We start from the raw sequence: 26,119 nt of genomic DNA on the forward strand, positions 1-26,119 counted from the left end.
CACACGGCTTGCCAGGTACTCGCTGGAGGCATGTTCACGCCTCCCACAAGAACTTAGAAGCGGTAGGTGACACCGGCACCGACAGTGACCGGGTCCAGCTCGGTGTCGTTCACGTCCTGACCGGCGATCTTGGTATCGGCCTTGACGTCGGCGTAACGAGCGAAGCCGTTGACGGCCCAGGCTTCGGTGATCTTGAGGTCCACACCCAGCTCGGCAGCGGCGCCGTAGCTGTCGTCGATGTCCATGCTCTGGCCACCGGCAGACTCACCGGAGAAGTGGGTGTAGTTCAGGCCGACACCAGCGTACGGCTGGACACGGGCTTCAGTACCGCCCAGCGGGTAGTACTGCAGCATCAGGTTGATCGGCATCTGATCGAAACCACCGGCGCTGTTTTCCCAGTCAGTGCTGAATTCTTCAGTGGACTGCAGGGCGATGGCCAGGTTGTCGTGGAACATGTAGCCCACGGAACCGGCGAAGCCAGACTCGTCCTTGGCGATCAGACCGTTGCCGTTGTTGCTCTTGCCGTCGACCTTGGCAACGCCACCGCGCAGGAAGATGTCACCCTTGCCATATGCCATGGCGGATTGTGCGCCCATTGCCATGGTGCCGGCGATAACAGTAGCGGTCAGGATCTTGATAGCTTTCATGTGTAGTTCTCCTTGAAGCTTGGCTTCGTGAGCTGCCTGTCAGCAGTGCCTCGCTACCCTACGGCTTGGGCCGTGTGCTCTGCGTGGCTGCGTCGATCAGGGGACGCTGCGAACTATAAGAAACAGCGTTCTGTTTGGCAAGCATTTTTTTAGAACGTTGTTTGAAAACTTATTAGGCGTCCTGTTAGCGGATGTTACCGATTATTTCAGGGAAGTTTAATGTCTCACGAGTGAGACTTGTGATGACGCATTCGAGCGACATCCCCATTCATCCTCGCGCAAGGTGACCAAGACCTTGGTCGCATGCCGTGCGCGAGGTTAGTACTCACTACGCCAAAGATCGTCGCCGGGCTCTGCAGACTCAGCGCCGCTTGCGTGCGGCGCGTGCTTCCAGCTCTTTCAGCCACTGACTGACCTCGGCGCTCTGCGCATCCGCATCGCGATAGACGGCCAGAAATTGTCGCCATTCATCGTGCTGCCAGCCCTTCAGGCGGCGCCACAGCACGTAGAGATCGCGCAGGCACTCGTGACGGCGCAGCACGAAGCGGCGCGTCTTCTCGAGGTCGATGATGACGGCGTCCATCTGCCAGGTGCTGTCCGGCGACTCACTCGGCGGGCGACTGAGGAAGAGGTGCTTGGGGAACAGGCAGCCATGCATCAGGCCAGCCTGATGAATCTCGCGAACAAGGCGGGCGCTGGCGGTGATGACCTGAGAGCGCATGCCGGCATCGAGTTCCGCCCAGCGTTCATGCCAGTGATCCAGATCATCGCGCCCGGCGAGATCGAAGGTGATCAGGATGGCGCGCCATTCCCGGCCTGCGCGCCGCTCGCCGTACCAGCCGGCGTCCACTGCCGGTATTCCCAGCGCGTGATAGTGACGGATGGCACGCCATTCGCGAGAGAAGGTCGGTTCGCCCAGCGGGCGCGCCAGGCTGCGGCCCAGGTGGTTGGTCTGGCGCTTGAGATAGAGGCGATGGCTGTTGCCGTCCTCATCCTCGAGCGTCAGCAGCGAAACCGTCGAGACGCCGCCGCGTTCACGATTCGGCGCGTCGACGTCGTGGGCTGCCACTTGCCACAGGGCATCGAAGCTATTGAGGTCGTGCTGCTCCAGCAGGCGGGCGAGGCCGGCTTCGCAGTAATCGCCGTGGCCGCGCGGCGCCGTGGCGCTGGGGCTGGTGGTGGCGGTGTGACCAGCAGAGGGATGAATGGGGGAGCGATGCGTCATGTCAGGTAGGAATCACGGTCTCGGGTGATAGGCGGTAAGCGTTCACTGGCAATCCTTGTCGGTGAGCGCTGCGATGACTGGCCATGATAGTTAGCCTGCTGGGGAAGTGACAGGCCTGCGGCACAAAACTCTCGTTCCCAGCGCGTCAATGGCGCGGGGCCGTGATGGCTTTCTGCGCGGCGCCTGGCGGCGCTTGGGTGCGCCAGTCGGTCGCAGCGTGGTGCAACGTCGCAGTGTGGTCGATGGTCGCAGCGCGCGCAGGGGTGCGCAGAGTCAGCGTTGAGATGGCGCCAGGCCAGCGATGCCCGTCGCTTCAGAATCCATGCGGCTTGCAGCGGAGTTGTCCAGTGACAGCAGGCACTTGGCGGAGGTGGCGGGTGCGACATTCGCCCGGTGAGTGCGACAACCTGACATCTGGAGACTGGCGCGGGAGGGTAGACAATGCCGACCAAGGTCTTGGTGCCACGGTGCCATTGCCTGTGTGCTTGCCGGCGAGAGTCGGCCTGATGTGTCCGTCCGACGTCGGTGGCAAGCGCATGCAGGGACGGCAGCCTGACCGTCCGCCTTATCGCAAAGGGGTTAAGACATGATCTCCGATACCGTCGTGGAGCTGTCGCGGTTCCAGTTCGGCATGACCGCGCTCTACCACTTCCTGTTCGTACCATTGACCATCGGCATGGCCTTCCTGCTGGCCATCATGGAATCCCTGTATGTCATGACCGGCAAGCAGGTCTACCAGGACATGACCAGGTTCTGGGGCAAGCTGTTCGGCATCAACTTCGCCCTCGGCGTGGCCACTGGCCTGACGATGGAATTCCAGTTCGGCACCAACTGGGCCTACTACTCGCATTACGTCGGCGACATCTTCGGTGCGCCGCTGGCCATCGAGGGCCTGGTGGCCTTCTTCCTGGAATCCACCTTCGTCGGCCTGTTCTTCTTCGGCTGGGACCGCCTGACCAAGCGTCAGCACCTGATGGTGACCTGGCTTGTGGCCTTCGGCTCCAACTTCTCGGCGCTGTGGATCCTGATCGCCAACGGCTGGATGCAGAATCCGGTCGGTGCGGCCTTCAATTTCGAGACCATGCGCATGGAGCTGACCAGCTTCGCGGATGTCATCTTCAACCCGGTCGCCCAGGCCAAGTTTGTGCATACCGTGTCGGCAGGCTATGTGACCGGCGCCATGTTCGTGCTCGGCATCAGCGCCTTCTACCTGCTCAAGGGGCGTGATCTGGGCTTTGCCAAGCGCAGCTTCGCCATCGCCGCCGCCTTCGGTCTGTTCTCGGTGGCCTCGGTGATCGTGCTGGGCGATGAGTCCGGCTACGAGGTCGGGGATGTCCAGAAGGCCAAGATGGCCGCCATCGAGGCGATGTGGGAAACCGAGCCGGCGCCGGCGTCCTTCACGCTGATCGGTCTGCCCAACGAGGAGACCCAGCACACCGATTACGGCATCCATATTCCCTATGTGATGGGCCTGATCGGCACGCGCTCGCTGGATACCGAGATTCCCGGCATCAAGGAACTGACCGAGGAGCACCGCGGACGCATCCTCAATGGCATGCAGGCCTATGACCTGCTCCAGCAGCTGCGTGATGGCCAGGACGACATCGCGACCCGCAAGGCCTTCGATGCGGTCAAGGATGATCTCGGTTACGGCATGCTGCTCAAGCGCTACGTCGAGACGCCCTCCGATGCCACGCCGGAGATGATCGACAAGGCCGCCGCCGACTCGATTCCGCCGGTCGCGCCGATGTTCTTCTCGTTCCGCATCATGGTCGCCTGCGGCATGGCGATGCTGGTGATCTTCATCGCGGCGGTGTGGATGACCGCCAAGCAGCGCTTCGACGTGCGTCCCTTCCTGTGGATCTGCCTGCTGTCGATCCCGCTGCCGTTCATCGCCGTGGAAACCGGCTGGTTCGTGGCCGAATTCGGGCGTCAGCCTTGGGCGGTGGGGGAGATACTGCCGACCTTCATGGCGGCCTCGAGTCTGGATGAGTCCGACCTGTGGTGGTCCATCGGTGGCTTCCTGGCCTTCTACAGCCTGTTCTTCGTCATCGAGATGTGGCTGATGTTCCACTTCGCGCGCAAGGGGCCGTCTTCCCTGCACACCGGTCGCTATCACTTCGAGCGCGGCGGCATCCACCATGGCGCCATGTCCGAAGATGACGGCATGTCACTCAATCCTTCGCTGTCATTCAAGGAGTAACGGATCATGTGGGATTACGAGATCCTCAAGCTGTTCTGGTGGGTGGCGGTAGGGCTGCTGCTGATCGGCTTCGTCATCACCGATGGCATGGACATGGGTGCGGCGATGCTGATGCCGCTGGTCAGCCGCAATGACAGCGAGCGCCGCGTGGTGATCAATACCCTGGCGCCGCACTGGGATGGCAATCAGGTATGGCTGGTCACGGCCATCGGTGCGGTGTTCGCGGTGTGGCCGGTGGTCTACGGCGCCGTGTTCTCCAGCTTCTATTTCGCGATGCTGACCATCCTGTTCTCGCTGTTCTTCCGCCCGCTGGGCTTTGACTATCGCTCCAAGCTCGAGAACACCCAGTGGCGTGGCTGGTGGGACCGCGGCATCGTCGCCGGCAGCCTGATTCCCACCGCCTTCTTCGGGCTGATCTTCGGCAACCTGCTGCAGGGCGTGCCGCTGGAAGTCGATCAGTTCATGCGTGCCAGCTACGCCGGCAGCTACCTGGGCCTGTTCAACCCCTTCGCCTTGCTGTGCGCTGCGCTGTCGGTAGTGATGGTGATGCTGCATGGCGGTACCTGGCTGGTGGCGCGTGCCGATGAGGCCGTCGCCGCACGCAGCGCGCGTCTGGTGCAGCCGCTGGGCCTTTTGACGCTGGGGCTGTTCGCGCTGGGCGGCCTGTGGGTGTGGCTGTCCGGCATGGGCTACAGCATCGATCAGATGGGCGATACCGCCTCGGCCCTGAAGCTGCTCGACAAGCAGGTCGGGCCGGGCAGCTGGCTGGATGTCTATGCGCGTGAGCCGTTGACGCTGCTGGCACCGCTCAGCGCGGTGGTCGGTGTGCTGGCCGCGATGGTGCTGTCGGCTCGCCGCAAGGGCGGCGCGGCCTTCACGGCAAGCTCCGTCGGGGTAGGGGGTGTGGTCGCCACCGCGGGCATCAGCATGTTCCCGTTCATCGTGCCGTCCTCGCGCATGAGCGAGGCCAGCCTGACGCTGTGGGATTCCGTTTCCAGCGAGCTGACGCTCTCCATCGTCACCGTGGCGGGTCTGGTGATGGTGCCGACCATCATCCTCTACACCACCTGGTGCTACGTGAAGATGTGGCGACGTGTCACCGTCGCGCATATCGAGCAGGACGGTCACAGTCTGTATTGAGTTGAGTTGAGCTAGCTGAGCCAATTGCTCCCATTTGCTATCAACAGGCGAGGGCAGTGCCCTCGCCAGGAGACGACACCATGTGGTATTTCGCCTGGATTCTCGGTGTGTTGCTGGCCTGCTTCGCGGGCATCATCAATGCATTGTGGCTTGAGCAGACCCACACCTTTGACGATGATTGAGTGAGGCGGCCCCCCAACGTTACTTCTGCGCCGCTGACCGTTCCGATCAAGGAGAGCTCGATGTCACGACCCTGGTACGCCTCACGACCACCGGCCTGGTGCCGAACTCGACCTGCCCATCTGGCCTCGCTGCTGCTGTCTGCCATGGTGGCCATCTGGATGCTGCTGGGGCCGGATGCGATTGCCTCGATGCAGACAGGGCCGCGCTATCTGATGCTGCTGGTCGCGCTGTGGGGGCTGGGCGCCGGCTTCACGCATGGCGTCGGCCTGGTGCCGCGCCATGCGACCCGCGCCTGGTTGCTGGGGGCGCCGCTGAGCTGGTGTCTTCTGCTCATCACGCTGGTGACCCTCGCGTCCAGCCAGTAACGCGATTGCGCAGGCTCTATTCATTACATCAACAAACACGGCCGCTCCCTGGAGCGGCCGTGTTTGTTTAGGGCTAAAGGCATGGCTCAAGGGCATGGCTTGCGAGCCCTTGAGTGATTCAGGCTTTACTTGTTGAGGCCGCAGGCTCTATAACGCAGCGAGGTGGTGTCGCGCTCATTGCCCCGCGCAGACCGCTCTCGCAAGCCCTCGTAAACTCTCGCAGGCCCCTTGCCGATGTCTGGCGCTGTGCGGAGCTTTTCACGGATTCTTGCAGCTGACAGACCTGTTCGCGCTGGCCGCCATCCGCATTGACGCTGCGTTGTATTCGTCGCCCTCGGCCCCAAGAGGTAATGGAGCGGAGGGAGGAGAGGCGCCGATCGAGAGCGGGAGAGTGTCTGGTAAGCCGCTGGTGCAGCACCTGTGTCCTCTTCACTCTCACCTTGTCAGATGATGATGCCCTGGCGTGCATGAATGACGGGGCTCTCGATGGAGGAAATACCATGCGGTCCTCAGCTGATGCATCCTGCGGCCAGACGTCTGGCAGGCAGTCCTCGACCTCGTCGGGGCATATTCCCCGCGACATGTCGCGCCGCCTTTCCGGTGACTGGGTCTTGTCATTGGTGGTACCGGTGATGAACGAGGAGGAGACCATCGGTCTCTTTCTGGAGGCCATCGAGAAGACCCTGGGCTCGCAGGTGCCGCATCTTGAAGTGCTGTTCGTCGATGATGGCTCAACCGACGGCACCCTGGCGTGTCTGGAGGCCGCGGCGGCCGGCGATGCCCGCGTGCGCTACCTGAGCCTGACACGCAACTTCGGCAAGGAAGCGGCCATGTCCGCCGGCATCGAGCAGGCGCGTGGCGATGCCATCGTGCCGATGGATGTCGATCTGCAGGACCCGCCGGAGGTGATTCTCGAGTTCATCAGCCAATGGCAGGCCGGCTACGACATGGTCTATGGCGTACGCGCCGCGCGTCATGAAGACACCGCCACCAAGCGCAAGACGGCAGGCTGGTTCTACCGCGTCTTCAACCGCCTGACCTTCACCGAGATACCGCGCGATGCGGGCGACTTCCGCCTGCTGGACCGCCGCGTCGTCGAGGCGCTGCGGCGCCTGCCCGAGCGCAACCGCTTCATGAAGGGCCTGTTCTCGTGGCCCGGCTATCGCTCGGTGGGCGTCACCTACCAGCGCCCGTCGCGCACGGCCGGCACCACCAAGTTCAACTACTGGAAGCTGTGGAACTTCGCCCTCGATGGCGTGGTGAGCTTCTCGACCTGGCCGCTGCGGGTCTGGACCTATATCGGCAGTGTCGTCGCCGCCCTGTCCTTCCTCTATATCCTGGTGATCATCAGCAAGACGGTGCTGTTCGGCGCCGATGCGCCGGGCTATGCCTCACTGATGGTCGCGATCCTGTTCTTCGGCGGCATGCAGCTGATCTCGATCGGCGTGCTGGGCGAATACCTCGGTCGTCTGTTCATGGAAACCAAGCAGCGTCCGCTTTACCTGATCGACCATGACAGCCTGCACGACAGCCCGCCGGGCAGCGTGTCACCGGACAGGGGTCTCGACAGCGGCCTGAGCACTGCGCGAGTCGTGCGCGGCGCGTCACGCGATGCGGCGCGAGGTGAATCACTTGAGCGCTGATCGTGAGGGCGTCAGCGAGTCCGACAGGCCAGTCACTGCCCGCGCCAGGGAGGAGGCGGGCACCGCGACCCGCTTCGGACTGGTCGGGCTGGCCGCGACGGGCGTGCATCTGGGCGTCGCCGCCTTGCTGCTGTTCCTGTGGCCGCAGCTTAATGAGTTCATCGCCAATATCATTGCCTTCTGCGTCGCCTTCCAGGTCTCGCTGGTCGGCCATCGCCGGCTGACCTTCAAGCGCCAGGGCAGTGCCTGGCGCTTCGGACTGGTCGCGGCGGGCGGCTTTGCGCTCAACAATGGCCTGTTGGCACTGCTGATGCAGGGGCTGGACCTTTCGGGCTTCGTCGCCATCGCGATCGCCACGCTCTCGGTGCCGATCGTGACCTATCTGGCCTCACGGCTGTGGGCCTTCAAGGAAGACCATGCATGAATGACAGCGTCACTGCAGGGCCGCGCTCGATGCTGGGGGAGCGCCTCAAGACCCTGGCGGCCGAGACGCCGCCCCCTGCCGAGGCACTCGCGCGGGCGCAGGCCGTAAGCATTCCCTGGGGGCACATACTGCTGGCGCTGCTGGTGACGCGCGCCGTCTGGCTCGCCATCGCGCTGTGGGGCGATCACAGCTATCTGCACGCCATGGCGCAGTTCGACGGCAGCTGGTTCAAGGGCATCATGACGCGCGGCTACGATGTCGAGGCGCGCGGCATGAGCGATGGCGACGCCGCCAACTGGGCCTTCTTCCCGCTCTATCCGGCGCTACTGTGGCTGGTGACGCTGGGCGGTCAGCTGGACCCCGAACTGATGGGCGTGCTCCTGAGCAATGCCTTGCTGGCCGTGGCACTGGGGCTGGGCTGTCGCTATCTGGCCATCACGCGTCCCGGCGCGCCGTTGCTGCTGTTCGTGTGGCTGGCGGCCAGCATGCCGTACAGCTTCTATTTCAGCGCGCTCTATTCCGAGTCACTGTTCTGGCTGCTGTGTCTGGCGTCATTGATCGACTGGCGCTGTCAGCGTACCGGCCGCGTGATGCTCTGGACGCTGCTGTTGTCGATGACCCGCGCCACCGGGGTGTTCTGGGTCATCGCGATGGGAATCGAACTTGTAGCGCGCCTGCGCCTGCGCGCCTTCGCCGAGCTGTGGCGGCGGCCCGATTGGCTGCTGATCGGCGTGGTGGGGCCCTTGGGGCTGTTTCTGTTCATGGCGCTGCTCTATCACCGGACGGGCGATGCGCTGGCCTTCAGCCATGTGCAGATTTCCTGGGGCCGTGAGATGGGCAATCCCCTCACCAACCTCATTGAAGGGCTGAGCTACTGGCAGAGCGCGCCGGAGACGCTGCGCCCGGCGTGGCAGGCGAGCATGGCGCTGGTCGGTGTCGGTCTGATCGGCTGGCTGGGCGTGCAGCGGCGCTGGCTGGAGATGGGGCTGGCGGGCTTCACGCTGTTCGTACCGCTGGCGACCGGGCTGGACGCCATTCCGCGCTACATGATCGGCATGCCGGTGTTCGTGCTGGCCCTGCATGACCTGCTCACTCGTCTGCCACGCACGCTGGCCTGGGGCCTGGTCATGCTGGGCGCGCTCGCTAATCTCTGGCTGGTGGAGAACTGGTATGACACCGTCTTCTGGCTCGTCTGATGCCCTGTATGGCGCGCCACGGCCTCGGCGCAGCCAGCGGGTCTGGTGGCTGCTGGCCACCGTGGTGGTGCTGGCCTTCGAACTCACCCTACTGTGGCTGGCGCGCACGCCCAGGGTCGATGATCACTACCGGCGCTACTTCATCGAGCATGCCACCACCTGCTACCGGCCGATGGGCGAGGTGCCGGTACTGACGCCCGGTGAGCGCTACCCCGTCCGCAAGGGCGAGCCGCTGGGCAATTGCGGCGTGCTGTGGGCCGGTTTCTACTCGCCCCAGCCAAATGTGCCGGTCAGTGCGCGGCTGGCGGAGGTCACCTTGCGCCTGCGGGTCGCACCCGAGGTCTCGCCGGCAGGCTCGCAGGCCGTGGTCGTGGCGCTTGAGCTGTCACGTTTCCCGGATTCGGCCGCCGCGCTGCCGGTGGAAGTCATGATCGGAGAGCAGACCGTCACGCGCTGGCCGGTAGGCGGGCGTTATGAGCGCTTCGAGGTCGAGGTGCCCGCCGCGCTGATCGCGAGCGACGGCAGCTTCAGCCTGACCCTCAAGGGGCCGCCGCCCATCGCGCCGCGTGATGCGGGCCTGGATGCCAACAAGTTTCCCGTGGGCCTGCGCCTGGACGCGCTGACGCTGCGCTCACCGCTGGGACTGACGCCCGCTCGGGCGCAGCCCTGACCTACGCCCTGTATTGAAGGGTGCCTTGAATTGAAGTGCGCCCTGAATTGAGGACTGGCGTGATGGATACCGTGATGAATGACGTGATGAGCGCAGAGCCGGGCACGCGGCCCCCGAGCGCAAGAGCACTGACGTGACGCCGATAGTCAGGTAAATTGTGTGCGCGTGAATACCCAATGATCCGTTCGGCCGAGTGTCAGTGCGTCCCCGGCGCGCGCCTCGTGCCCTATAACGATAAAGCACCCGGTGGTCTGCTGACTGCCACGCAAGGGATGCTCAAGGAGTTGTCGTGGAATTTTTGAATGCCATCCCCATGGATACCAGTCAGCTGTTCGAGATAGGGCTGCAATGGGGCGGAACCCTGCTGTCGGCGCTGGCCGTGCTGGTCTTCGGCATGTGGGTCGCCAAGCGCCTGACCCAGTGGGCGACCTCGCTGCTGCACCGCAAGAGCATGGACGAGGCGGCGGCCGGTTTCGTCGGCCAGATCGCCTACGCCATCCTGGTGGTCATGGTGCTGCTGACCGCCCTGGATCAGCTCGGTGTCGATACCACCTCCATGATCGCCGCGCTGGGTGCAGCGGGTCTGGCGATCGGTCTGGCGCTGCAGAGCTCGCTGTCCAATCTCGCCTCCGGCTTCCTGCTGGTCACGCTGCGTCCGTTCAAGAAGGGCGATTACGTCGAAGCCGCCGGCACCTCCGGTAGCGTCGATCAGATCACCATGCTGCAGACCCGCCTGGTGACGCCGGACAACCGCAAGGTCACCGTGCCGAACTCCAGCGTCATGTCCAACACCATCACCAACTACTCGGCGCTGCCGACGCGGCGTCTGGACCTGGTCGTCGGTGTAAGCTATGACGACGACATCCGTCAGGTCAAGGCGGTGCTCGAGGAGCTGGTCGCCGGTGATGAGCGCATCATGAAGGAGCCGTCCTACCTGATCGCCGTGGCGGAACTGGCCGACAGCTCGGTCAACTTCAACTTCCGCATGTGGTGCCAGGCCTCCGATTACTGGGCGCTGAAGTGGGACATGACCGAACGCATCAAGCTGACCTTCGATGAGCGCGGCATCAGCATTCCCTATCCGCAGCGCGATGTGCACTTCCACCAGGCCAGCACGCCGGCCGAGTAACTTCCGCATCACGTAGGCATGTCGACAACGCCACCCTCGGGTGGCGTTTTTCATGGGCTTTCGTCGGGGCATTCCATCGCGCCCCGAGTCAGGTACTCTCGACGTCATCCGTCCTGGGTGTCGTTCTGATCGGGAGTCCAGTGCATGACAAGGTCGCAGCCGTTGTCCCAAGCGTGTGATGCCGCTGATGCCAGACGGCGTCAGGCATGGCGCATTCTGCTTGCCAGTCTCGTGGTGATCGGCCTCGGGCTTGTGCCGCTGATCGCCACGCGCGCGCTGTATCTGGATGACATGAGTCGTGCGCTGGATGGCTATTTCGGCTGGATGCTCAATGCACGCCCGGCCGCCGAGGGCATCATGCGTCTGCTGGGCTTCGGCGATGTACTGGTCAATGTCGCGCCCTTGCCGCAACTGGCAGCTTGGGGGCTGGCGGCGAGCATGGCGCTGGCCTGGTGGCGATGGCTGCCGGGGCTCTCGCTGACGGGCTGCGTAGTGGGCAATGCGCTGATCTGGTTGACGCCCTTCACCCTGCAGAATTTCAGTTACGCCTTCGACAGCCTGCCGATGAGCGTGGCGCTGGCCAGTGCCATACTGGCCAGTCTGGTGCTGCGTGCTGGCGGGAAAAGCGGGGGAGAGGGAGAGCCAGCCGGAGGGATAAGCGAAGGGCGAGGCCCATGGCAGGCTTGGCAGCCACCGCTGAGCGCCTTGCTGCTGTTGTTGCTGGCGCTGTGCAGCTATCAACCAGCCCTGAATGCCTTTCTGGTGCTGAGTCTGCTCGAAGCCCTGTTCGCGGGTGCCGTCGGCACCTCACTGTTGTCGCGCTGGCGGATGCTGTTGCAGCGTGGGGCGCTGGCCGCCGTCGCCTTGCTGCTCTATCTGCCCATCACGCGGCTGCTGGTGGCGGGCGAGTACAGTCAGCAGCATGGCCAGATGCTGCCCTTCGCCGACCCTCAGGCCTTGCTGGCAGGTCTCGAGCACAACCTGAGCGTGGCGCTGGGCGCGCTGCGTGAGGGGCTGGGGCAGGTCACGTTGCTGCTCAGTCTGGCGCTGCTGGCCTGTGCGGCGCTGTTGCGACTCCTGCCTCACGGCGCGCCTTTACGTCACGCCGAGGCCACTGGCGCGCCCGAGGGCAGGTCTCGCTCGGCGCGCCAGCTATCGCTGCAGCGCATGAGCTGGGCCCTGTGGGCGCTGCTGCTGGTTCCCGCCCTGTGGGGGCCGATGCTGTTGCTGGCCGAGCCGGTATTTCATTCGCGCACCCTGATCGCCTGGGGGCCGCTGTTGGGAGGTGGCCTGATGCTGGTTCTGAGTGCGAGTGCGAGAGCGAGGGCCAGCGCAGGCGTAACGCCGAGCATGACGGAAGCGGCCAACGGGCAGTGCAAGTCACCTGTCTGGCGGCGGCTGACGCAGTGCCTGTTGATCGTCGCCTGCCTGTTGCTGGTGCGCCATGGGGTGATCTTCGCCGCCTGGAGCAATGCGCTGGCCGCCCAGCAGACCCATGAGACACAGCTGGCGCGCACTCTGGTAGCTCAGGCGCGGGAACAGGGCCTGCCGCTGGACTCGCTCCGTGACGCCGAGCGCTACCAGCCGCGCGATGCCTTGCCGGTACTGGTGCTGGGCGAGGCGCCAGTGGCGCCAATGGCGCGGGTCGCTCGCCAGCAGGTGGCGGCCGTGGGCCAGAATCTGGTTGCCGCCTTCACGCCTGACAACTACTGGGCCGTGGTGCGGCTGCGCCTGGCGGGCGCCAGCGCGGTGACCTTGCTGCGCGATGAGGCGCTCAAGGCACGCCTGCAAGCGCGATCGCCTTGTGCGCCGGGCGATGCTGCCAGTCAGGCCTCCGATCAGCCCACCAGTCAGCCCTCAGCCCCTTCATCAGTTCTGTCGCAAGTGCAGTCTCAAGTTCTGCCGCAAGTGCCATCGCCAGTGCTGTCACTGCAAGAGGGAGTCTGGGTGATCGATTTTCGCAAGCCTCGCCAATGTGATTAGGCCATGCGAGTCACTCATGTGCCCAGGCCATGCGGGGGCTCATATGAGGGGGGGGCCATGACAGCGTGAGTCAGTGAGGACAAGTTGCCATGAACGACAACGCCGCCCCGAGGGGCGGCGTTGTCGTATTGCCGATATGAACGGCAATAGGTACAGGCTTCAACAGTGTCTTGTCACACCTCGATCAGGCGTGGTTCTCGACCTTGTCGAATTCCGTGGTGATTTCATCAGCCGGTGCTGCGCTCATGATGCTGACCACGTAGATGGCGATGTAGGCGAAGATGACGCCCGGCACGATCTCGTAGAGATCGAAGATGCCACCGGAAAGCTGTTTCCAGACCACCACGGTCACGCCACCGACGATGATGCCGGCCAGCGCGCCGAAGCGGTTCATGCGACGCCAGTACAGCGACATGATCAGCGCCGGACCGAAGGCGGCACCGAAGCCGGCCCAGGCGTAGGACACCAGACCCAGCACGCTGGAGTTCGGGTCCAGCGCCAGGATCCAGGCGATGATGGCGATACCGACCACCGCGAAGCGACCGACCCACACCAGCTCGGACTGGGTCGCATCCTTCTTGAACAGCGCCTTGTAGAAGTCATCGGCCAGGGCAGAGGACGACACCAGCAGCTGGGAGTCAGCGGTGGACATCACGGCAGCCAGGATGGCGGCCAGCAGCACGCCGGCAACCGCCGGGTGGAAGATGAAGTTCACCATGACCATGAAGATCTTCTCGCTGTCGGCCAGGTCCTTCGGCACGTAGACGAGACCCAGCAGGCCGATGCAGATGGCCGCGAACAGACCCAGCGCAGACCAGACGACGGCGATGGTACGGGCCGCGCCGATGTCCTTCTCGCTGCGGATGGCCGCGAAACGCGCCAGGATATGCGGCTGACCGAAGTAGCCCAGGCCCCACGCCAGTGAGGAGACGATGCCGACCAGGGTCAGCGCTTCGCCGGTGGAGGCGTCACGGAACCATTCCAGCAGCAGCGGGTTCTCGGCAGTGATGCGCGAGGTCGCTTCTGCCACGCCACCCATGTCGGTGAGTGCCACGATGGGCACCACGATCAGGGCAACAGCCATCATCAGACCCTGGATGAGGTCAGTCCACGACACGGCGAGGAAGCCGCCGAAGAAGGTGTAGGACACGATGGCGATGGTACCGACGGTCACGGCGATGGTGTAGTCGAGGCCGAAGACGGTCTCGAACAGCTTGCCACCTGCCACCAGACCGGAGCTGGTGTAGAAGAGGAAGAACAGCAGGATGAAGACGGCCGAGATGACGCGCAACATCTTGGAGTTGTCGCGGAAGCGCTTCTCGAAGTAATCCGGCAGGGTCAACGAGTCGCTGGCGACGAAGCTGTAGATACGCAGGCGCTTGGCGACGATCAGCCAGTTGAGCCAGGTACCGGCCAGCAGACCGATGCCGATCCAGGCAGCGGACAGGCCGCTGAGGTAGGCAGCGCCGGGCAGGCCCAGCAGCAGCCAGCCGGACATGTCAGACGCACCGGCGGAAATGGCGGATGTCCAGGGGCCCAATGAGCGGCCACCCAGGATGTAATCCGACATGTTGGAGGTGCGCTTGTAGGCCAGCAGGCCAATGCCGAGCATCACCGCCAGATAGATAGCGAACGTGATGAGTATGGTGGGGCTGTTATCGACCATCGTGGAGTAAATCCTTTGCATTTATTGTTGTCGGACGGCGAGCGTCGTGATGATTCACTGCCAGTGACGGTTCCTGTCAGACCGTCGCCGGGAGTCCTGCGTCATGCATCGAACGTCCTTCGAGGGCCTTGTCGCGGTGGCTCTCGCAAGTTCCTGCCAATCTTGTACGTTCAGACTAGCGCATAAACGAATCTTCTGACGTTCGTCCGTCCCCGCATATTGCCGTCGAGTCAAAAGGGGAAACGGCAACGGACACCGCAGGGCACGAGCATGAGGGGCCAGTCGCTGGCGATTCATGTCCGTGGGCGTCCCTGTCGGTGTCCGGGGCAGATGACGGCCTGGCGTGCTCGCCGTCATCCACTGGGCATCGTCCTGATGCCCTGTCACCTGGCTACCTCATGCACGTCCAGCATGCAGTCTTCCGCCAAGCATGACCTCTGCTGCTGCCGCGAGAGCAGGCAGCGTCGGTCACTCGTCGCCCATGGCGAGAAGAGACGCGTTGCCGCCGAGAGCCGTGGTGTTGACGGTACGGGTCTTCTCGGTAGCGAAGCGGTGCAGGTAGTGCGGGCCGCCGGCTTTCGGGCCAGTGCCAGAGAAGCCCTGGCCACCAAACGGCTGTACACCTACCACAGCACCGATGATATTCCTGTTGACGTAGACATTACCAACACGAATTTTCTGTGCAACGGCATTAGCAAAACTTTCGTTTCGCGAATGCACACCGAAGGTCAGGCCGTAGCCGAGGCCATTGATGGTATCGATGACCTTGTCCACTTCGCCGCCTTTCCAGGTCGCGATGTGCAGTACCGGGCCGAACTGCTCGCTTTCCAGGCTATCGATGCCATCGATGCGCAGGGCGACCGGTGCGACGAAGGTGCCGTGCTCGGTGATGGTCTTGTCGACGGCGGCTTCGGCGATCACGCGGCCCTGGCTGCGATATTCCTCGATGTGCTTGAGCAGACCGGCACGCGCTTCCTCGTCGATGACCGGGCCGACGTCGGTGCCCAGGTCACGCGGGTCGCCGATCTTCAGCTCGTCCATCGCGCCCTTGAGCAGGCCGATGACCCGCTCGGCGACGTCTTCCTGCACGTAGAGCACACGCAGGGCGGAACAGCGCTGACCGGCACTCTGGAAGGCGGACTGCACCACGTCATTGACGACCTGCTCCGGCAGGGCGGTGGAGTCGACGATCATGGCGTTGAGGCCACCGGTCTCGGCGATCAGCGTCGGCAGCGGAGCGTTCTCACGCGCGGCCAGCGAGCGGTTGATGATCTGTGCGGTCTGGGTGGAGCCGGTGAAGCACACGCCAGTGATGCGCGGGTCGCTGGACAGCACGCTACCCACGGTCGGGCCATCGCCCGGCAGCAGCTGGACGACATCGTGCGGCATGCCGGCTTCGCGCAGCAGTTCGACCACGCGGTGAGCGACCAGCGAGGTCTGCTCGGCGGGCTTGGCGACCACGGTATTGCCGGTGACGGCGGCGGCGACCATCTGGCCGCAGAAGATCGCGACCGGGAAGTTCCACGGGCTGATGCAGGCGAAGACGCCCTTGCCACCGAGCATGATCTGGTTGTGCTCGCCGGTCGGGCCCTGCAGCTCGGTCGGCTCGGCGAAGTCGGCACGCGCACGGTTGGCGTAGTAACGGCAGAAGTCGACCGCTTCACGGATCTCGGCGATGCCGTCGGTGAGCAGCTTGCCACCCTCGCGGGAGCACAGGGTCATCAGCTCGGCGGTGTGGGTTTCCATCAGGTCACCGAAGCGCTCGAGAATCGCGGCGCGTTCCTTGACCGGTGTCTGCTCCCAGCGCGGGAAGGCAGCCCAGGCGGCGTCGATGGCCTTGGAAGCTTCCTCGGCGCTGGTCCACTGCACATGGCCCAGGGTGTCACGACGGTCGAACGGGCAGGTGACGGCCTGACGACGCTCGGCATTGACCTCGACATCGAAGGCCAGCTGCGGACGCACGTCGTAGGTGGTGTCCATGTGCGTGGCCATCTCGTCGATCAGCGGCTGGTACTGGCTATTGATGTTCAGGTTGATGCCCCGTGAATTCAGGCGGTCTGCGCCATAGATGTTCGGCGGCAGCGCGATGCGTGGGTTGTGGTAGGTCTTGTACTGGTTGAGCGTGACCACCGGGTGAGTGCACAGGCTCTCGACCGGCACGCGCGGGTCGACCAGCTGGTGAACGAACGAGGAGTTGGCCCCGTTCTCCAGCAGACGACGCACCAGGTACGGAAGCAGGTCCTTGTGCGCGCCGACCGGCGCATAGATACGGCACCAGGTCCCCTTGGGGGCGCGCTTGAGCGCGGCTTCATACAGGGCTTCGCCCATGCCGTGCAGACGCTGGAATTCGAACTGACGCGTCTCGCCGGCGTTGGCCACATCCAGAATGGTGCTGATGGTGTGGGCATTGTGGGTGGCGAACTGCGGGTAGATGCGTCCGCGAGTGTTCTCGGACAGCAGGAAGCGCACGCAGACCAGGTAGCTGACGTCGGTGGAGGCCTTGCGGGTGAACACCGGATAGCCTTCGACACCCAGCTCCTGGGATTCCTTGATCTCGCTGTCCCAGTAGGCGCCCTTGACCAGACGCAGCGGGATCTCGTCGCCTTGCAGGTCGGCGATGCGGTTCAGGTACTGCAGGGTCGGCAGGGCACGTGTCGAGTAGGCCTGCACGACGAGGCCGAACTTGCCCCAGCCGCGGCAGGTGTCGCTCTCGTAGACGGCACGGAACACTTCCAGCGAGATCTCGAGGCGATCGACTTCCTCGGCATCGATGGTGATGGCGACGTTCAGCTCGCGGGCGATGCCGGCCAGTTCACGCACGCTTGCCACCAGCTCTTCCAGCACCTGCTCACGACGGCCGAATTCATAGCGCGGATGCAGAGCGGACAGCTTGATGGAGACGGACGGTGACGGGGTGCCTTCCTTCAGCTTGCGCGAGGTTTCGCCGACGGTGCGGATGGCACGCGCGTAGTCGTCGAAGTAGCCCTTGGCGTCGTCGCGGGTACAGGCCGCTTCACCCAGCATGTCGTAGGAATAGGTGTAGCCCTTGTCGAACAGCGGCTGGGAGCGCTTGAGCGCTTCCTTGATGTCGCGGCCCAGCACGAACTGCTTGCCCATCACCTTCATCGCCTGGTACATGGCGCGGCGGATGACCGGCTCGCCGAGACGATTGACCATGCGGTTGATGAAGGTGGCCGGCTTGCCGTCGCCCTTGGGCAGATCCATCTTGATGACGTTGCCGGTCATCAGAAGGCCCCAGGTGGAGGCGTTGACGAACCAGGACTCGCTCTGGCCCAGGTGGGACTTCCAGTCGGCCACGCCGAGCTTGTCCTCGATCAGCGCATCGGCGGTTTCCTTGTCCGGAATGCGCAGCAGCGCCTCGGCCAGGCACATCAGCAGCACGCCTTCCTGGGTGTCGAGGCTGTACTGCTGCAGCAGCTCGTCGATGGAATCGACGGCGGTGTCCATGGTGCGGATCTCGCGTACCAGCTCGGCCGTCTTGTCACCGATGCGCTTGGCATCCTTCTCTTCGGCGTTCAGCAGCCCGACCAGCTCGCTGACGTAGGCGCTTTCATCGACCAGGTAGTGGTCGCTGACGCGCGCGAACAGCGCCTCCGGAGACTGCTGCCAGGTGCTGGCGGCCAGCATCTGGTCACTGCGCAGGATGTTGTCCTTGAGCACATTGCCCTTGAGCACCCCTTGCTTGTCGTTTGTCGATGACTGGGCGGCTGTGGACGTGGCTGAGGCGATCGCGGCATTCACTGCACTGGACTGATCGGAGGAAGTGGAGGTGGTCATGGTGCGAACCCCTTGCTGCTGGGCGTCGAAGCGCCGAATGGGATTGCCGAGTCACAGCGCCGGGAGTGATGCAGAACGCATCAGAAAGCGCGACAGCGGCACGTCTGGATGTATGACTGAGAATGTAGGGTGGCGCAGGGGGGCGGGTCTTTCCAATTTCTCGGCTGCGCATGTCAAATTCACGGGCATGTCAGAAAAGTGACACGCTTCTCCGACCTTTGTCGAAGGCTGTGCCGCGAAATGACGCGATCTTGTTATACCAAGGTCGCAGGGATTTGAGGGTGAACCGGCTTGCAGCTGAGGGTGGGAGCGTCGTTGAACGGCGTGCGTCTCCCAAGCGACGTACTTCCAGCGAGGAGCGAATTAGAGAGGGGCGTTCTAGAGGAAGGGGCGAATTGAAGAGCGGCGTGCCAGACACACGGGCGGATCTGACACGCACGCCTCATCGGCTCCTGCCGACTCGATCACGACTTGCGCAGTGCCGAAGGCGGGAAGCCGAGATGCTTGCGGAAGGCGTGGGACAGGGCGCTCTGGTTGGCAAAGCCGCAGCGATCCGCGATCTGGGACAGGGAAAGCTCGCTGGTGCCCAGCAGCTGGCGTGCCTCTTCCAGCCGACGGCGCAGCAGATACTGATAGGGCGAGAGGCCGGTCAGGACGCGGAAGCGCTCGCTGAAATGCTGCTCGGAGAGATGCGACTGGCGGGCAAGATCCGCCACGCTCAGGCGCTGGCCGAGATTGGCGTCGATGAAGCGGTTGAGCGCGACCAGATCCAGTTGACGACCGCTGGTGCTCAGCGCGCTCATCGGCTCTTCGATGCGCGTGTTCAGGCAGGCGAGGAAGGTGGCGGCGAGCAGGTCACCCGGCGCCTGCTGGTAGTCGTTGACTTCCGCGAGCATGAATTCGAGATAGCCGCGCAGGCGGGTGTCCAGCGTGAAGAAGCGTGGACGCTCGAACAGACGCTTGAGGTCGCGATGATGGCCGGTCAAGTAGGGCGCATCATCGGGCAGGTCGAGAATCAGCTGGCGATTCTCGCCGATGCCCGCGTAGTAGTGAACATGATCGGCCGGCACGATGCAGCCGGTCAGCGGACGAATCTCGCCGCCCTGGCCCTCTATCTCGAACTCGGCCAGGCCATCAAGGCCGATCACCAGCTGGTGGTAGCTGTGATCGTGGTGCTCGCGCAGGTTGGAGAGCGGGATCAGGCGCATCTCGCTGGCGGCCATCAGGCGCGAGTCTCCGCGACACCGGTGCGGGCACGCAGATGGCCCAGCAGCACGTTGAGCTCTTCACGACCGGCGCGCGAGAACAGCGCACCGCCCTGGGCCAGCTGCCACGGCCGGGCATGGTTGTCGAAGATGCCCTGGCAGCGGCGCCGCAGACTCTCCAGATACTCATCATGGCGAATCGGGTAGCCGATCACGCTGTGCCACTCGTTCTCGTTGATCTCGCCGCTGATCGCCTGGTCCAGCACGCGAGCGATATCGCTGTAGTCGGTACGAAAGCGCGGCGTACGCGACATCATCAGCATGGCCACGGTGCCGACGGTGACGATCAGGCAGACCACGAAGGTGATGATGAAGATGGACATGAGCGAACCTTGTGCGGACGTAACCGGAAATAGTGTGGTAGCTCACCATTCTATCACGCTGCACGGCCAGTATCGTCAGTGCGGCAGGCGCGCCATGTTCTGTCTGTCAGAACGTTATGGCATGATTCAAGTCCATTGAGACGGCATGGCGCACGTTGCCTGTCAGCCTCTTTCTTCACCTGCCGTGGGAGTCCCGCCGCATGGCCAATCAACGTGTGGAAGCGGTCGAGCGTGCCTTGACGCTGTTGGAAGCCTTTACCCCCGCGACCCCTCGCCTGACGCTCAACGAGCTGGCGCAGGCCAGTGGTTTCTACAAGAGCACGATTCTGCGGCTGATGGGCTCGCTTGAGCACTTCGGCTATGTGGCGCGTGACAGCCACGGCATCTACTCCATCGGCGCGGCGCTGGGGCGTTTTGCCCAGCTGGCGCCGGCGCTGCCGGCCCGCGAGGCTCAGCTGCGCGGCTGGCTGGCGGCGCTGAATGCCGCCAGTGGCGAGACGGCCAGCCTGATGCTGGTCGAGCATGGCCCGCTGGCCGAGGCGCGCCCGGTGGAGGGCGTGACACGCCCGCGTCAGGCGATGTGCCAGTACGCGCATGTCAGCAAGTGGCCGCTGCGTCATCAGCTGGAGGAGGGCGAGCTGGTCGATGAGGCGCTGTCCGCCCTGCTGCAGCAGTGTGTCGACAGTGGCGAGATCGAGACCGGTGAAGCCGCCGGCCTGTCGGTGGCGGCGTTGGCGGTCAGCGTCGCCCAGCATCACGACGAGGGGCTGGCACCGGCGGAAGTCATCGTGCTCAGTGGCCCGACGGCGCGCCTGACGCCTGCCCAGGCCCACCGCCTGCTCGCCCAGTGGCAGCAGGACGACTGATGCGCGCTCACCAGTGACAGGAGTCTTGAAGTGCTGAAATGACATCGCCCCCGCCGGCAAGACCGGCGGGGGCGATGTCATTTCAGAGCGCTGTCATTCAGGGCGTGGCACCTCATGAGAGGCGCGGACCCTGGCCTGGATCAGGCGTCGGTGGCGGCCTTGGCGGCGCTCATGCGGCGACGCAGGATGGGGCCGACGATCACCGGCAGCAGCAGACCGGCGATGGCGATGCACCACAGGGTCACGGCCAAGGGGCTACCGATCAGGATGGTCCAGTCGCCGTCAGACAGCTGCATGGCGTGACGCAGGTTCTTTTCCATCTCTGGCCCCAGCAGCATGCCGAGAATGACCGGCACCAGCGGGATATCCAGCTTGCGCAGGAAGTAGCCGGCGACCCCGAAGGCGACCATGAAGTACAGATCGAAGGTCGAGTGGCTGATGGAGTAGATGCCCACGAAGGCAACCATGGTCACCACCGGCAGCAGGTACTTGGGCGGTACGGACAGCAGCTTGACGAAGATGCCGACCATCGGGATGTTCATCAGCAGCAGGATGACGTTACCGATCAGCAGCGCCGCGATCACGCCCCACACGATGTCGCCGTGCTGGGTGAACATCAGCGGGCCGGGGGTGATGTTGAGCGAGATCAGCATCGCCAGCAGCACCGCGGTGGTGCCGGAACCCGGCACGCCCAGCGTCAGCATCGGCACCAGGGCACCAGAGGCGGCACCGTTGTTGCCGGCTTCCGGGGCGGCCACGCCGCGCGGATCACCTTCACCGAAGTTGCCTTTCTTGCCGAGGATCTTCTTCTCCAGCGTGTAGCTGATGAAGCTGCCCAGCGACGCACCCGCACCCGGCAACACGCCGGAAATGAAGCCAAGCACACCGCCGCGGAAGGAGGTCGGCAGAATGGCGACGATATCCTTCAGCTTCAGGGTCATCTTGTTCATGGCGATCATCGGCTTGCCTTCACCGGCGTGCTGTTCGATGAAGAACAGCAGCTCCGAGATGGCGAACAGACCGACGATGGCGATGATGAAGTCGATGCCCTCGAACAGCTCCAGCACATCGAAGGTGTAGCGCTGGGTGCCGGTGGAGCCATCGATGCCGACGGTGGCGATCATCAGGCCGATGGCGGCGGCCATCAGTGTCTTGACCGGGTTCTTGCCGGTAATGCCGCCCAGGGTGGCGAAGGCCAGCACGAACAGCGCGAAGTATTCCGCCGGGCCGAAGGTCAGCGCGAAGCTGGCCAGCCACGGCGCCATCACGATCAGGCCGATGGTGGCGATCAGGCTGCCGATGAAGGAGGCGATCGCCGAGATGGCCATCGCTTCGGCGGCCTTGCCTTTCTGGGCCATCGGATAGCCATCGAGACAGGTCATCATCGCCGGCTCATCGCCCGGGATGTTGAGCAGGATCGAGGAGATGCGCCCGCCGTACATGGCACCGGCGTAGACCGAGGTCAGCAGGATCAGCGAGGTTTCCGGGCTCAGGCCCAGGGTGAAGGCCAGCGGAATCAGGATGGCCACACCGTTGGCCGGGCCCAGGCCCGGCAGTGCGCCGATCAGGGTGCCCAGGAAGGCCCCCAGCACGGCGAACATCAGATTCTCTGGCTGCAGGGCGATGCCGAAGCCCTGCATCAAGAAGCCAAGACTTTCCATTACGCCACCTCCAGGATGCCCAGCGGCAGTGGTAGCTCAAGCACGAAGTTGAACAGGGCGAAGACGACGATGCCGCCGAGCAGGCCTGTCACGTAAGCGCGAACCGGCTTGGAGCCCATGCGCCAGCACAGGGTGCCGACCGCAGCGGTGGTCGTGACGATGAAGCCCAGCGGCTCAAGCAGTGCGGTGTACAGGCACAGGATGACGATGGCCAGCACCATCTCGGCGCCGGTGCGGCTCCACGGCCATTGCTGGTCCGGGTCGGGGCGCACGATCAGATACAGGCTGCTCAGCGCCAGCACGATCGAGAGCACCGTGGGGAAGGTTTCGGGCCCGATGGACTCGGCCCCGCCGAAGGGTTCCGGGAACTGCTGGGCACCCCAGCCGTACGCGACGGCCAGGGTGAGCATCAGCAGACCAAAGATGCGGTCATTCATCAGCGAATCAGCCCAATGTCCTTGGAAAGGGTCTGGATGTCCTGGATCTGTGCCTTCACGAAGGCATCAAACTCGGCACCCGATTTGTGGAACGGCATCAGGCCGCTCTTGGTCATCACGTCTTTCCATTCTTCGCTTTCATAGACGCTGTCCAGCGTGGTGGTCCAGTACTGCTCGGCATCGTCGCTGACACCGGCCGGGATGTAGAAGCCGCGCCAGTTGGGGGCGACGGCATCGATGCCCTGTTCGCGAGCGGTCGGCACGTCAGCCAGCTTGCCCGGCAGGCGCTCTTCGGAGAGCACGGCCAGCACTTTCAGGTCGCCGGATTCCATGAAGCCCTGAATCTCGGAGATATCACCGGTGAAGGCCTGCACGTGGCCGCCGACGACCTGGGTGATGGCTTCGCCGCCGTTGTTGTAGGACAGGTAGGAGACCTTGGGCAGGTTCTCGACATCGGCTGCCTGGGCAGCGATCAGCACCTTGAGGTGATCCCAGCCACCTGCGGCACTGCCGCCGGCGAACTTGACGGATTTCGGGTCTTTCTTCAGCGCGTCCATTACCTCGCTCAGGGTGTTGTACGGCGAATCCTTGGAGACGGCGATGGCGCCGTAGTCCGCGCCCAGTGCGCCGATCCACTCGACCTGGTCCTGATTCATGCCCGGGAACTGGCCCTGTGCCAGGCGGGTGGTGGTCGCGGTGGAGGCGGCCACCAGCAGCTGCTCGTCACCGGCACGCTTGGAGACGGTATGCGCGAAGGCGACGCCGCCACCGGCACCGGCCATGTTGATGGTCTGCACGTTGCCCGGCACGAAATCGAGCTCAGACAGGATCTTGCCGACGCTGCGGCAGGTGAAATCCCAGCCGCCGCCCGGATCAGCCGGAGCGATGCAGTCAACCTTGCCTTTCGGTTCGAAGGCGAAGGCCTGGGCGGACATGGCGGTGACCACCGCGGCTGTCAGGAGTTTGAGTGTCATATGACGTGTCATGGCGACCTCTGGTGTTATTGGATTGTGGTAGCGGCACATGTCGTGAGTCAGGTGCTGGCAGCGGCTGAGCGAGAAACTCGCCCTGCAGCCGCGAACCTGACAGCAACCTTACAATTCTGTAAGGCGGAACTTTATTCTGTATGGTGAAATTAGACTGCCGCCCAATGGCTCGCAAGATACCCATTCGTCGCACCGACCTTGGTCGAAAGGCGTATTTGCGCACCCTTGCGGTGCATTTTTGTGAATGATCCGGCTGGGTGTCGTGCCGGAATCTGGCACTGTCTGGCGCTCTCTTTTGCTTCTCTCTCACTCCTCTCTTGTTTCTCTCTTGCTCCTCTCTCACTCCTCTCCTGTTTCTCTCTCGCTGCTCTTGCATGCCTCCCTCGCACCTCTCCCGGCAGGCCTGAGCGGGGCGCTTGCGTCGCCTGCGTGAGCTGTGCGTTCACGGGCGTCATGGCTTGCTTGTCGTGTTTGAAACGTTATGCGGCGTTGCAGCAGAAGCGTGGCCCTTGGGCTTTGGTCTAGCGTGTAGCCGGTGGCCAGACTGCGTGCTGACCGGGTGCCATCGGCAATCGTGCAAGGGGACAGGGGAGGGGAGAAGACTCATGGCCAAGGTGTTGGGCAGTGTGTGGGCGTTGTTGCTGGGTATCGTGCTGATCATGCTCGGCAATGGCATGCACTTCACGCTGATCGGTCTGCGTGGCGGCATCGAGGGCTTCTCCTCGGCGGAGCTGGCGATCGTCACCTCGGGCTACTTCGTGGGCTTTCTCTCCGGCGCGCGCTATACGCCGGTGCTGATCCAGCGGGTCGGGCATGTGCGGGTGTTCGCGGCGCTGGGCAGCTTCATCTCGGCGGCCTTGATCGCCTTGCCACTGCTGACCGAACCCTGGGCCTGGACGCTGCTGCGCCTGCTGATCGGCTTCTGCATGTCGGGCATCTATGTCACGGCGGAAAGCTGGCTGAATGCGGCTGCCAGCAACGAGACGCGCGGCAAGGTGCTGTCGGCCTACATGATGGCGCAGACACTGGGCATCATCGGCGCGCAGGGCCTGTTGACGCTGGGTGACGCCGCGACCTCGGTGCTGTTCATCTGTGCCTCCATCCTGGTGTCGATCTCCTTTGGGCCGATTCTGCTGTCGGCGGCCGTGGCACCGGTGGTCGAGGTGTCGCGGGCCATGTCGTTCGCGAAACTGTTCAAGGCGTCACCGCTGGGCGCCATCGGCATCTTCCTGCTCGGCAGTGTCTATGCGACCCAGTCGGGGATGGGCGCGGTCTTCGGCACCCAGGTGGGCCTGTCGGGCTCACATATCGCTCTGTTCATCGCCATGCTGTTCGCCGGTGCGCTGGTGTTGCAGACCCCGATCGGCTGGCTGTCGGACCGCATGGACCGCCGCGTGCTCATCTGCGGCCTGTCCGCCGCCGGGGGCGGCTCATGTCTGTTCGGCTGGATGGCGGGTGATGCGCTGTGGCCGTTGATCGCCTCGGCCTTCTTTGCCGGGGGCGTGACCACACCGCTTTACGCGCTGCTGCTGGCCTTTACCAATGACTCGCTGTCGGCCGAGGAGATGCCGGGTGCCTCCGGCGGGCTGGTGTTCGCCTTCGGGCTGGGTGCCATCGTCGGGCCGCTGGCGGCAGGTGGCGCGATGGAGGTGATGGACCCCTACGCCTTCTGGCTGGTGCTGGCGACCACCTTCGTGGCCATCTCGCTGTATGCGCTCTATCAGATCACCCAGCGCGAGATGGTGCCGGTCGAGGAGACCGACAGTTACCTCAACATCCTGCCGACGGCGTCACCGATGGCGGTCGAGGTGGCGGTGGAATGGGCGCATGAACACGCCGAGGATGAGCAGCTGGCCGCCGAGGCAGCCGAGGCGGCGGCGCAGGAAGAGGCCTTCGAGGTCGCGCTGGAAGAAGCCTTCGAGGAGGCATTGGAAGAGGCGCTGGATGAGGCGTTCGAGGCCAACGTCGCGCCACTGGAGGAGGCGGAGCTGGTGGAGCCGGACCACGAGTACGTGGCAGAGCCGCTGCTCGAGGCTGACGCAGACACGGAAATCGCGTTCGAGACCGAGCGGTTGTCTGAGCTGTTGCCGGGAGTGGAGCTGACAACTGAGACAGAAGAAGCGCCGGAAACAGAGCCTCGGTCACAGACAGATTCAGAGACAGGTTCTGAGCCGCCCGAAGAGAGCGACCAGGCATCGCCCTATCAGTTTGACTCCGAACATCAGCCGCCCAAGGGGCCGTGGCCCTCCATGCCCTGAGAACGCTGGGACAAACCAGCCAGTCGCAAAAAGACGCCGCCCCAGCAAACG

The 26,119-nt window shown here is 64.0% G+C and carries 21 protein-coding genes; 12 read left to right on the forward strand and 9 right to left on the reverse strand.

Annotated elements, in window-relative coordinates; all coding sequences use genetic code 11:
- Window positions 1-53: 53 nt before the first annotated feature.
- A complete protein-coding gene (locus U0O11_RS05525; protein WP_054556795.1) occupies window positions 54-647 on the reverse strand; it encodes an OmpW/AlkL family protein in 594 nt (197 codons plus the stop codon).
- A 361-nt stretch (window positions 648-1,008) separates the two neighbouring features.
- On the reverse strand, window positions 1,009-1,872 hold the full coding sequence (locus U0O11_RS05530) for a lipopolysaccharide kinase InaA family protein (protein ID WP_286987585.1): 864 nt from the start codon (window positions 1,870-1,872) through the stop codon (window positions 1,009-1,011).
- A gap of 586 nt (window positions 1,873-2,458) precedes the next feature.
- Here U0O11_RS05530 and U0O11_RS05535 point away from each other — a divergent pair.
- The 10 genes from U0O11_RS05535 (at window position 2,459) to U0O11_RS05580 (ending at window position 12,808) form a co-directional block, all read left to right on the forward strand.
- Window positions 2,459-4,075 carry a cytochrome ubiquinol oxidase subunit I gene (locus U0O11_RS05535; RefSeq protein WP_284727080.1) on the forward strand — a complete coding sequence of 539 codons (1,617 nt, stop codon included), beginning with the start codon at window positions 2,459-2,461 and terminating at the stop codon, window positions 4,073-4,075.
- A 6-nt stretch (window positions 4,076-4,081) separates the two neighbouring features.
- Complete coding sequence (gene cydB, locus U0O11_RS05540; RefSeq protein WP_209443815.1) at window positions 4,082-5,215, forward strand: cytochrome d ubiquinol oxidase subunit II; 1,134 nt, start codon at window positions 4,082-4,084, stop codon at window positions 5,213-5,215.
- Window positions 5,216-5,295: 80 nt separating this feature from the next.
- Window positions 5,296-5,397, forward strand: coding sequence for a cytochrome bd-I oxidase subunit CydX (cydX, locus tag U0O11_RS05545; protein ID WP_024951692.1), 102 nt, complete (start codon window positions 5,296-5,298; stop codon window positions 5,395-5,397).
- A gap of 60 nt (window positions 5,398-5,457) precedes the next feature.
- On the forward strand, window positions 5,458-5,763 hold the full coding sequence (locus U0O11_RS05550) for a cyd operon YbgE family protein (RefSeq protein WP_082388798.1): 306 nt from the start codon (window positions 5,458-5,460) through the stop codon (window positions 5,761-5,763).
- 500 nt (window positions 5,764-6,263) lie between these two features.
- On the forward strand, window positions 6,264-7,406 hold the full coding sequence (locus tag U0O11_RS05555; RefSeq protein WP_324692017.1) for a glycosyltransferase family 2 protein: 1,143 nt from the start codon (window positions 6,264-6,266) through the stop codon (window positions 7,404-7,406).
- Window positions 7,396-7,830 carry a GtrA family protein gene (locus U0O11_RS05560; protein ID WP_159055771.1) on the forward strand — a complete coding sequence of 145 codons (435 nt, stop codon included), beginning with the start codon at window positions 7,396-7,398 and terminating at the stop codon, window positions 7,828-7,830. The genes U0O11_RS05555 and U0O11_RS05560 overlap by 11 nt, the downstream gene beginning before the upstream one ends.
- Complete coding sequence (locus tag U0O11_RS05565; RefSeq protein WP_324692018.1) at window positions 7,827-9,026, forward strand: hypothetical protein; 1,200 nt, start codon at window positions 7,827-7,829, stop codon at window positions 9,024-9,026. The genes U0O11_RS05560 and U0O11_RS05565 overlap by 4 nt, the downstream gene beginning before the upstream one ends.
- Window positions 9,001-9,696, forward strand: coding sequence for a hypothetical protein (locus U0O11_RS05570; RefSeq protein WP_324692019.1), 696 nt, complete (start codon window positions 9,001-9,003; stop codon window positions 9,694-9,696). The genes U0O11_RS05565 and U0O11_RS05570 overlap by 26 nt, the downstream gene beginning before the upstream one ends.
- Window positions 9,697-9,985: 289 nt before the next feature.
- Complete coding sequence (locus U0O11_RS05575; protein WP_234368228.1) at window positions 9,986-10,825, forward strand: mechanosensitive ion channel family protein; 840 nt, start codon at window positions 9,986-9,988, stop codon at window positions 10,823-10,825.
- 144 nt (window positions 10,826-10,969) lie between these two features.
- Complete coding sequence (locus U0O11_RS05580) at window positions 10,970-12,808, forward strand: glucosyltransferase domain-containing protein (RefSeq protein ID WP_324692020.1); 1,839 nt, start codon at window positions 10,970-10,972, stop codon at window positions 12,806-12,808.
- A 184-nt stretch (window positions 12,809-12,992) separates the two neighbouring features.
- Here U0O11_RS05580 and putP read toward each other — a convergent pair whose 3' ends face one another.
- From putP to U0O11_RS05600, 4 genes are all read right to left on the reverse strand, one after another.
- Window positions 12,993-14,474, reverse strand: a complete 1,482-nt coding sequence (putP, locus tag U0O11_RS05585; protein WP_107335200.1) for a sodium/proline symporter PutP — start codon at window positions 14,472-14,474, stop codon at window positions 12,993-12,995.
- Between the two features lie 468 nt (window positions 14,475-14,942).
- Window positions 14,943-18,122 (reverse strand): bifunctional proline dehydrogenase/L-glutamate gamma-semialdehyde dehydrogenase PutA, encoded by a 3,180-nt coding sequence (gene putA / locus U0O11_RS05590; RefSeq protein WP_324692494.1) that lies wholly within the window; start codon window positions 18,120-18,122, stop codon window positions 14,943-14,945.
- Window positions 18,123-18,736: 614 nt separating this feature from the next.
- Window positions 18,737-19,495, reverse strand: coding sequence for an AraC family transcriptional regulator (locus U0O11_RS05595; RefSeq protein WP_192837901.1), 759 nt, complete (start codon window positions 19,493-19,495; stop codon window positions 18,737-18,739).
- Window positions 19,495-19,860, reverse strand: a complete 366-nt coding sequence (locus tag U0O11_RS05600) for a hypothetical protein (protein WP_043335450.1) — start codon at window positions 19,858-19,860, stop codon at window positions 19,495-19,497. The genes U0O11_RS05595 and U0O11_RS05600 overlap by 1 nt, the downstream gene beginning before the upstream one ends.
- A gap of 200 nt (window positions 19,861-20,060) precedes the next feature.
- Between U0O11_RS05600 and U0O11_RS05605 the strand changes: the two genes are divergently transcribed.
- Window positions 20,061-20,726 (forward strand): helix-turn-helix domain-containing protein, encoded by a 666-nt coding sequence (locus tag U0O11_RS05605; protein ID WP_324692021.1) that lies wholly within the window; start codon window positions 20,061-20,063, stop codon window positions 20,724-20,726.
- A 140-nt stretch (window positions 20,727-20,866) separates the two neighbouring features.
- Here the strand turns inward: U0O11_RS05605 and U0O11_RS05610 are convergent, their stop codons facing one another.
- From U0O11_RS05610 to U0O11_RS05620, 3 genes are read right to left on the reverse strand one after another with little or no spacing between them, the layout of a single operon-like run.
- On the reverse strand, window positions 20,867-22,387 hold the full coding sequence (locus U0O11_RS05610) for a tripartite tricarboxylate transporter permease (protein ID WP_043335451.1): 1,521 nt from the start codon (window positions 22,385-22,387) through the stop codon (window positions 20,867-20,869).
- On the reverse strand, window positions 22,387-22,824 hold the full coding sequence (locus U0O11_RS05615) for a tripartite tricarboxylate transporter TctB family protein (RefSeq protein ID WP_043335453.1): 438 nt from the start codon (window positions 22,822-22,824) through the stop codon (window positions 22,387-22,389). The genes U0O11_RS05610 and U0O11_RS05615 overlap by 1 nt, the downstream gene beginning before the upstream one ends.
- A complete protein-coding gene (locus U0O11_RS05620; protein WP_248379136.1) occupies window positions 22,824-23,798 on the reverse strand; it encodes a Bug family tripartite tricarboxylate transporter substrate binding protein in 975 nt (324 codons plus the stop codon). Before U0O11_RS05620 ends, U0O11_RS05615 begins: the two co-directional genes overlap by 1 nt.
- Before the next feature lie 617 nt (window positions 23,799-24,415).
- On the opposite strand from U0O11_RS05620, the gene U0O11_RS05625 reads away from it, so the two are divergent.
- The gene (locus U0O11_RS05625; protein WP_324692022.1) at window positions 24,416-26,068 is read left to right on the forward strand and encodes an MFS transporter; all 1,653 of its coding nucleotides are present in this window, start codon (window positions 24,416-24,418) and stop codon (window positions 26,066-26,068) included.
- Window positions 26,069-26,119: the final 51 nt, after the last annotated feature.

This window comes from Cobetia sp. D5 (assembly GCF_035666195.1).
Classification (GTDB): Bacteria; Pseudomonadota; Gammaproteobacteria; order Pseudomonadales; family Halomonadaceae; genus Cobetia; species Cobetia amphilecti.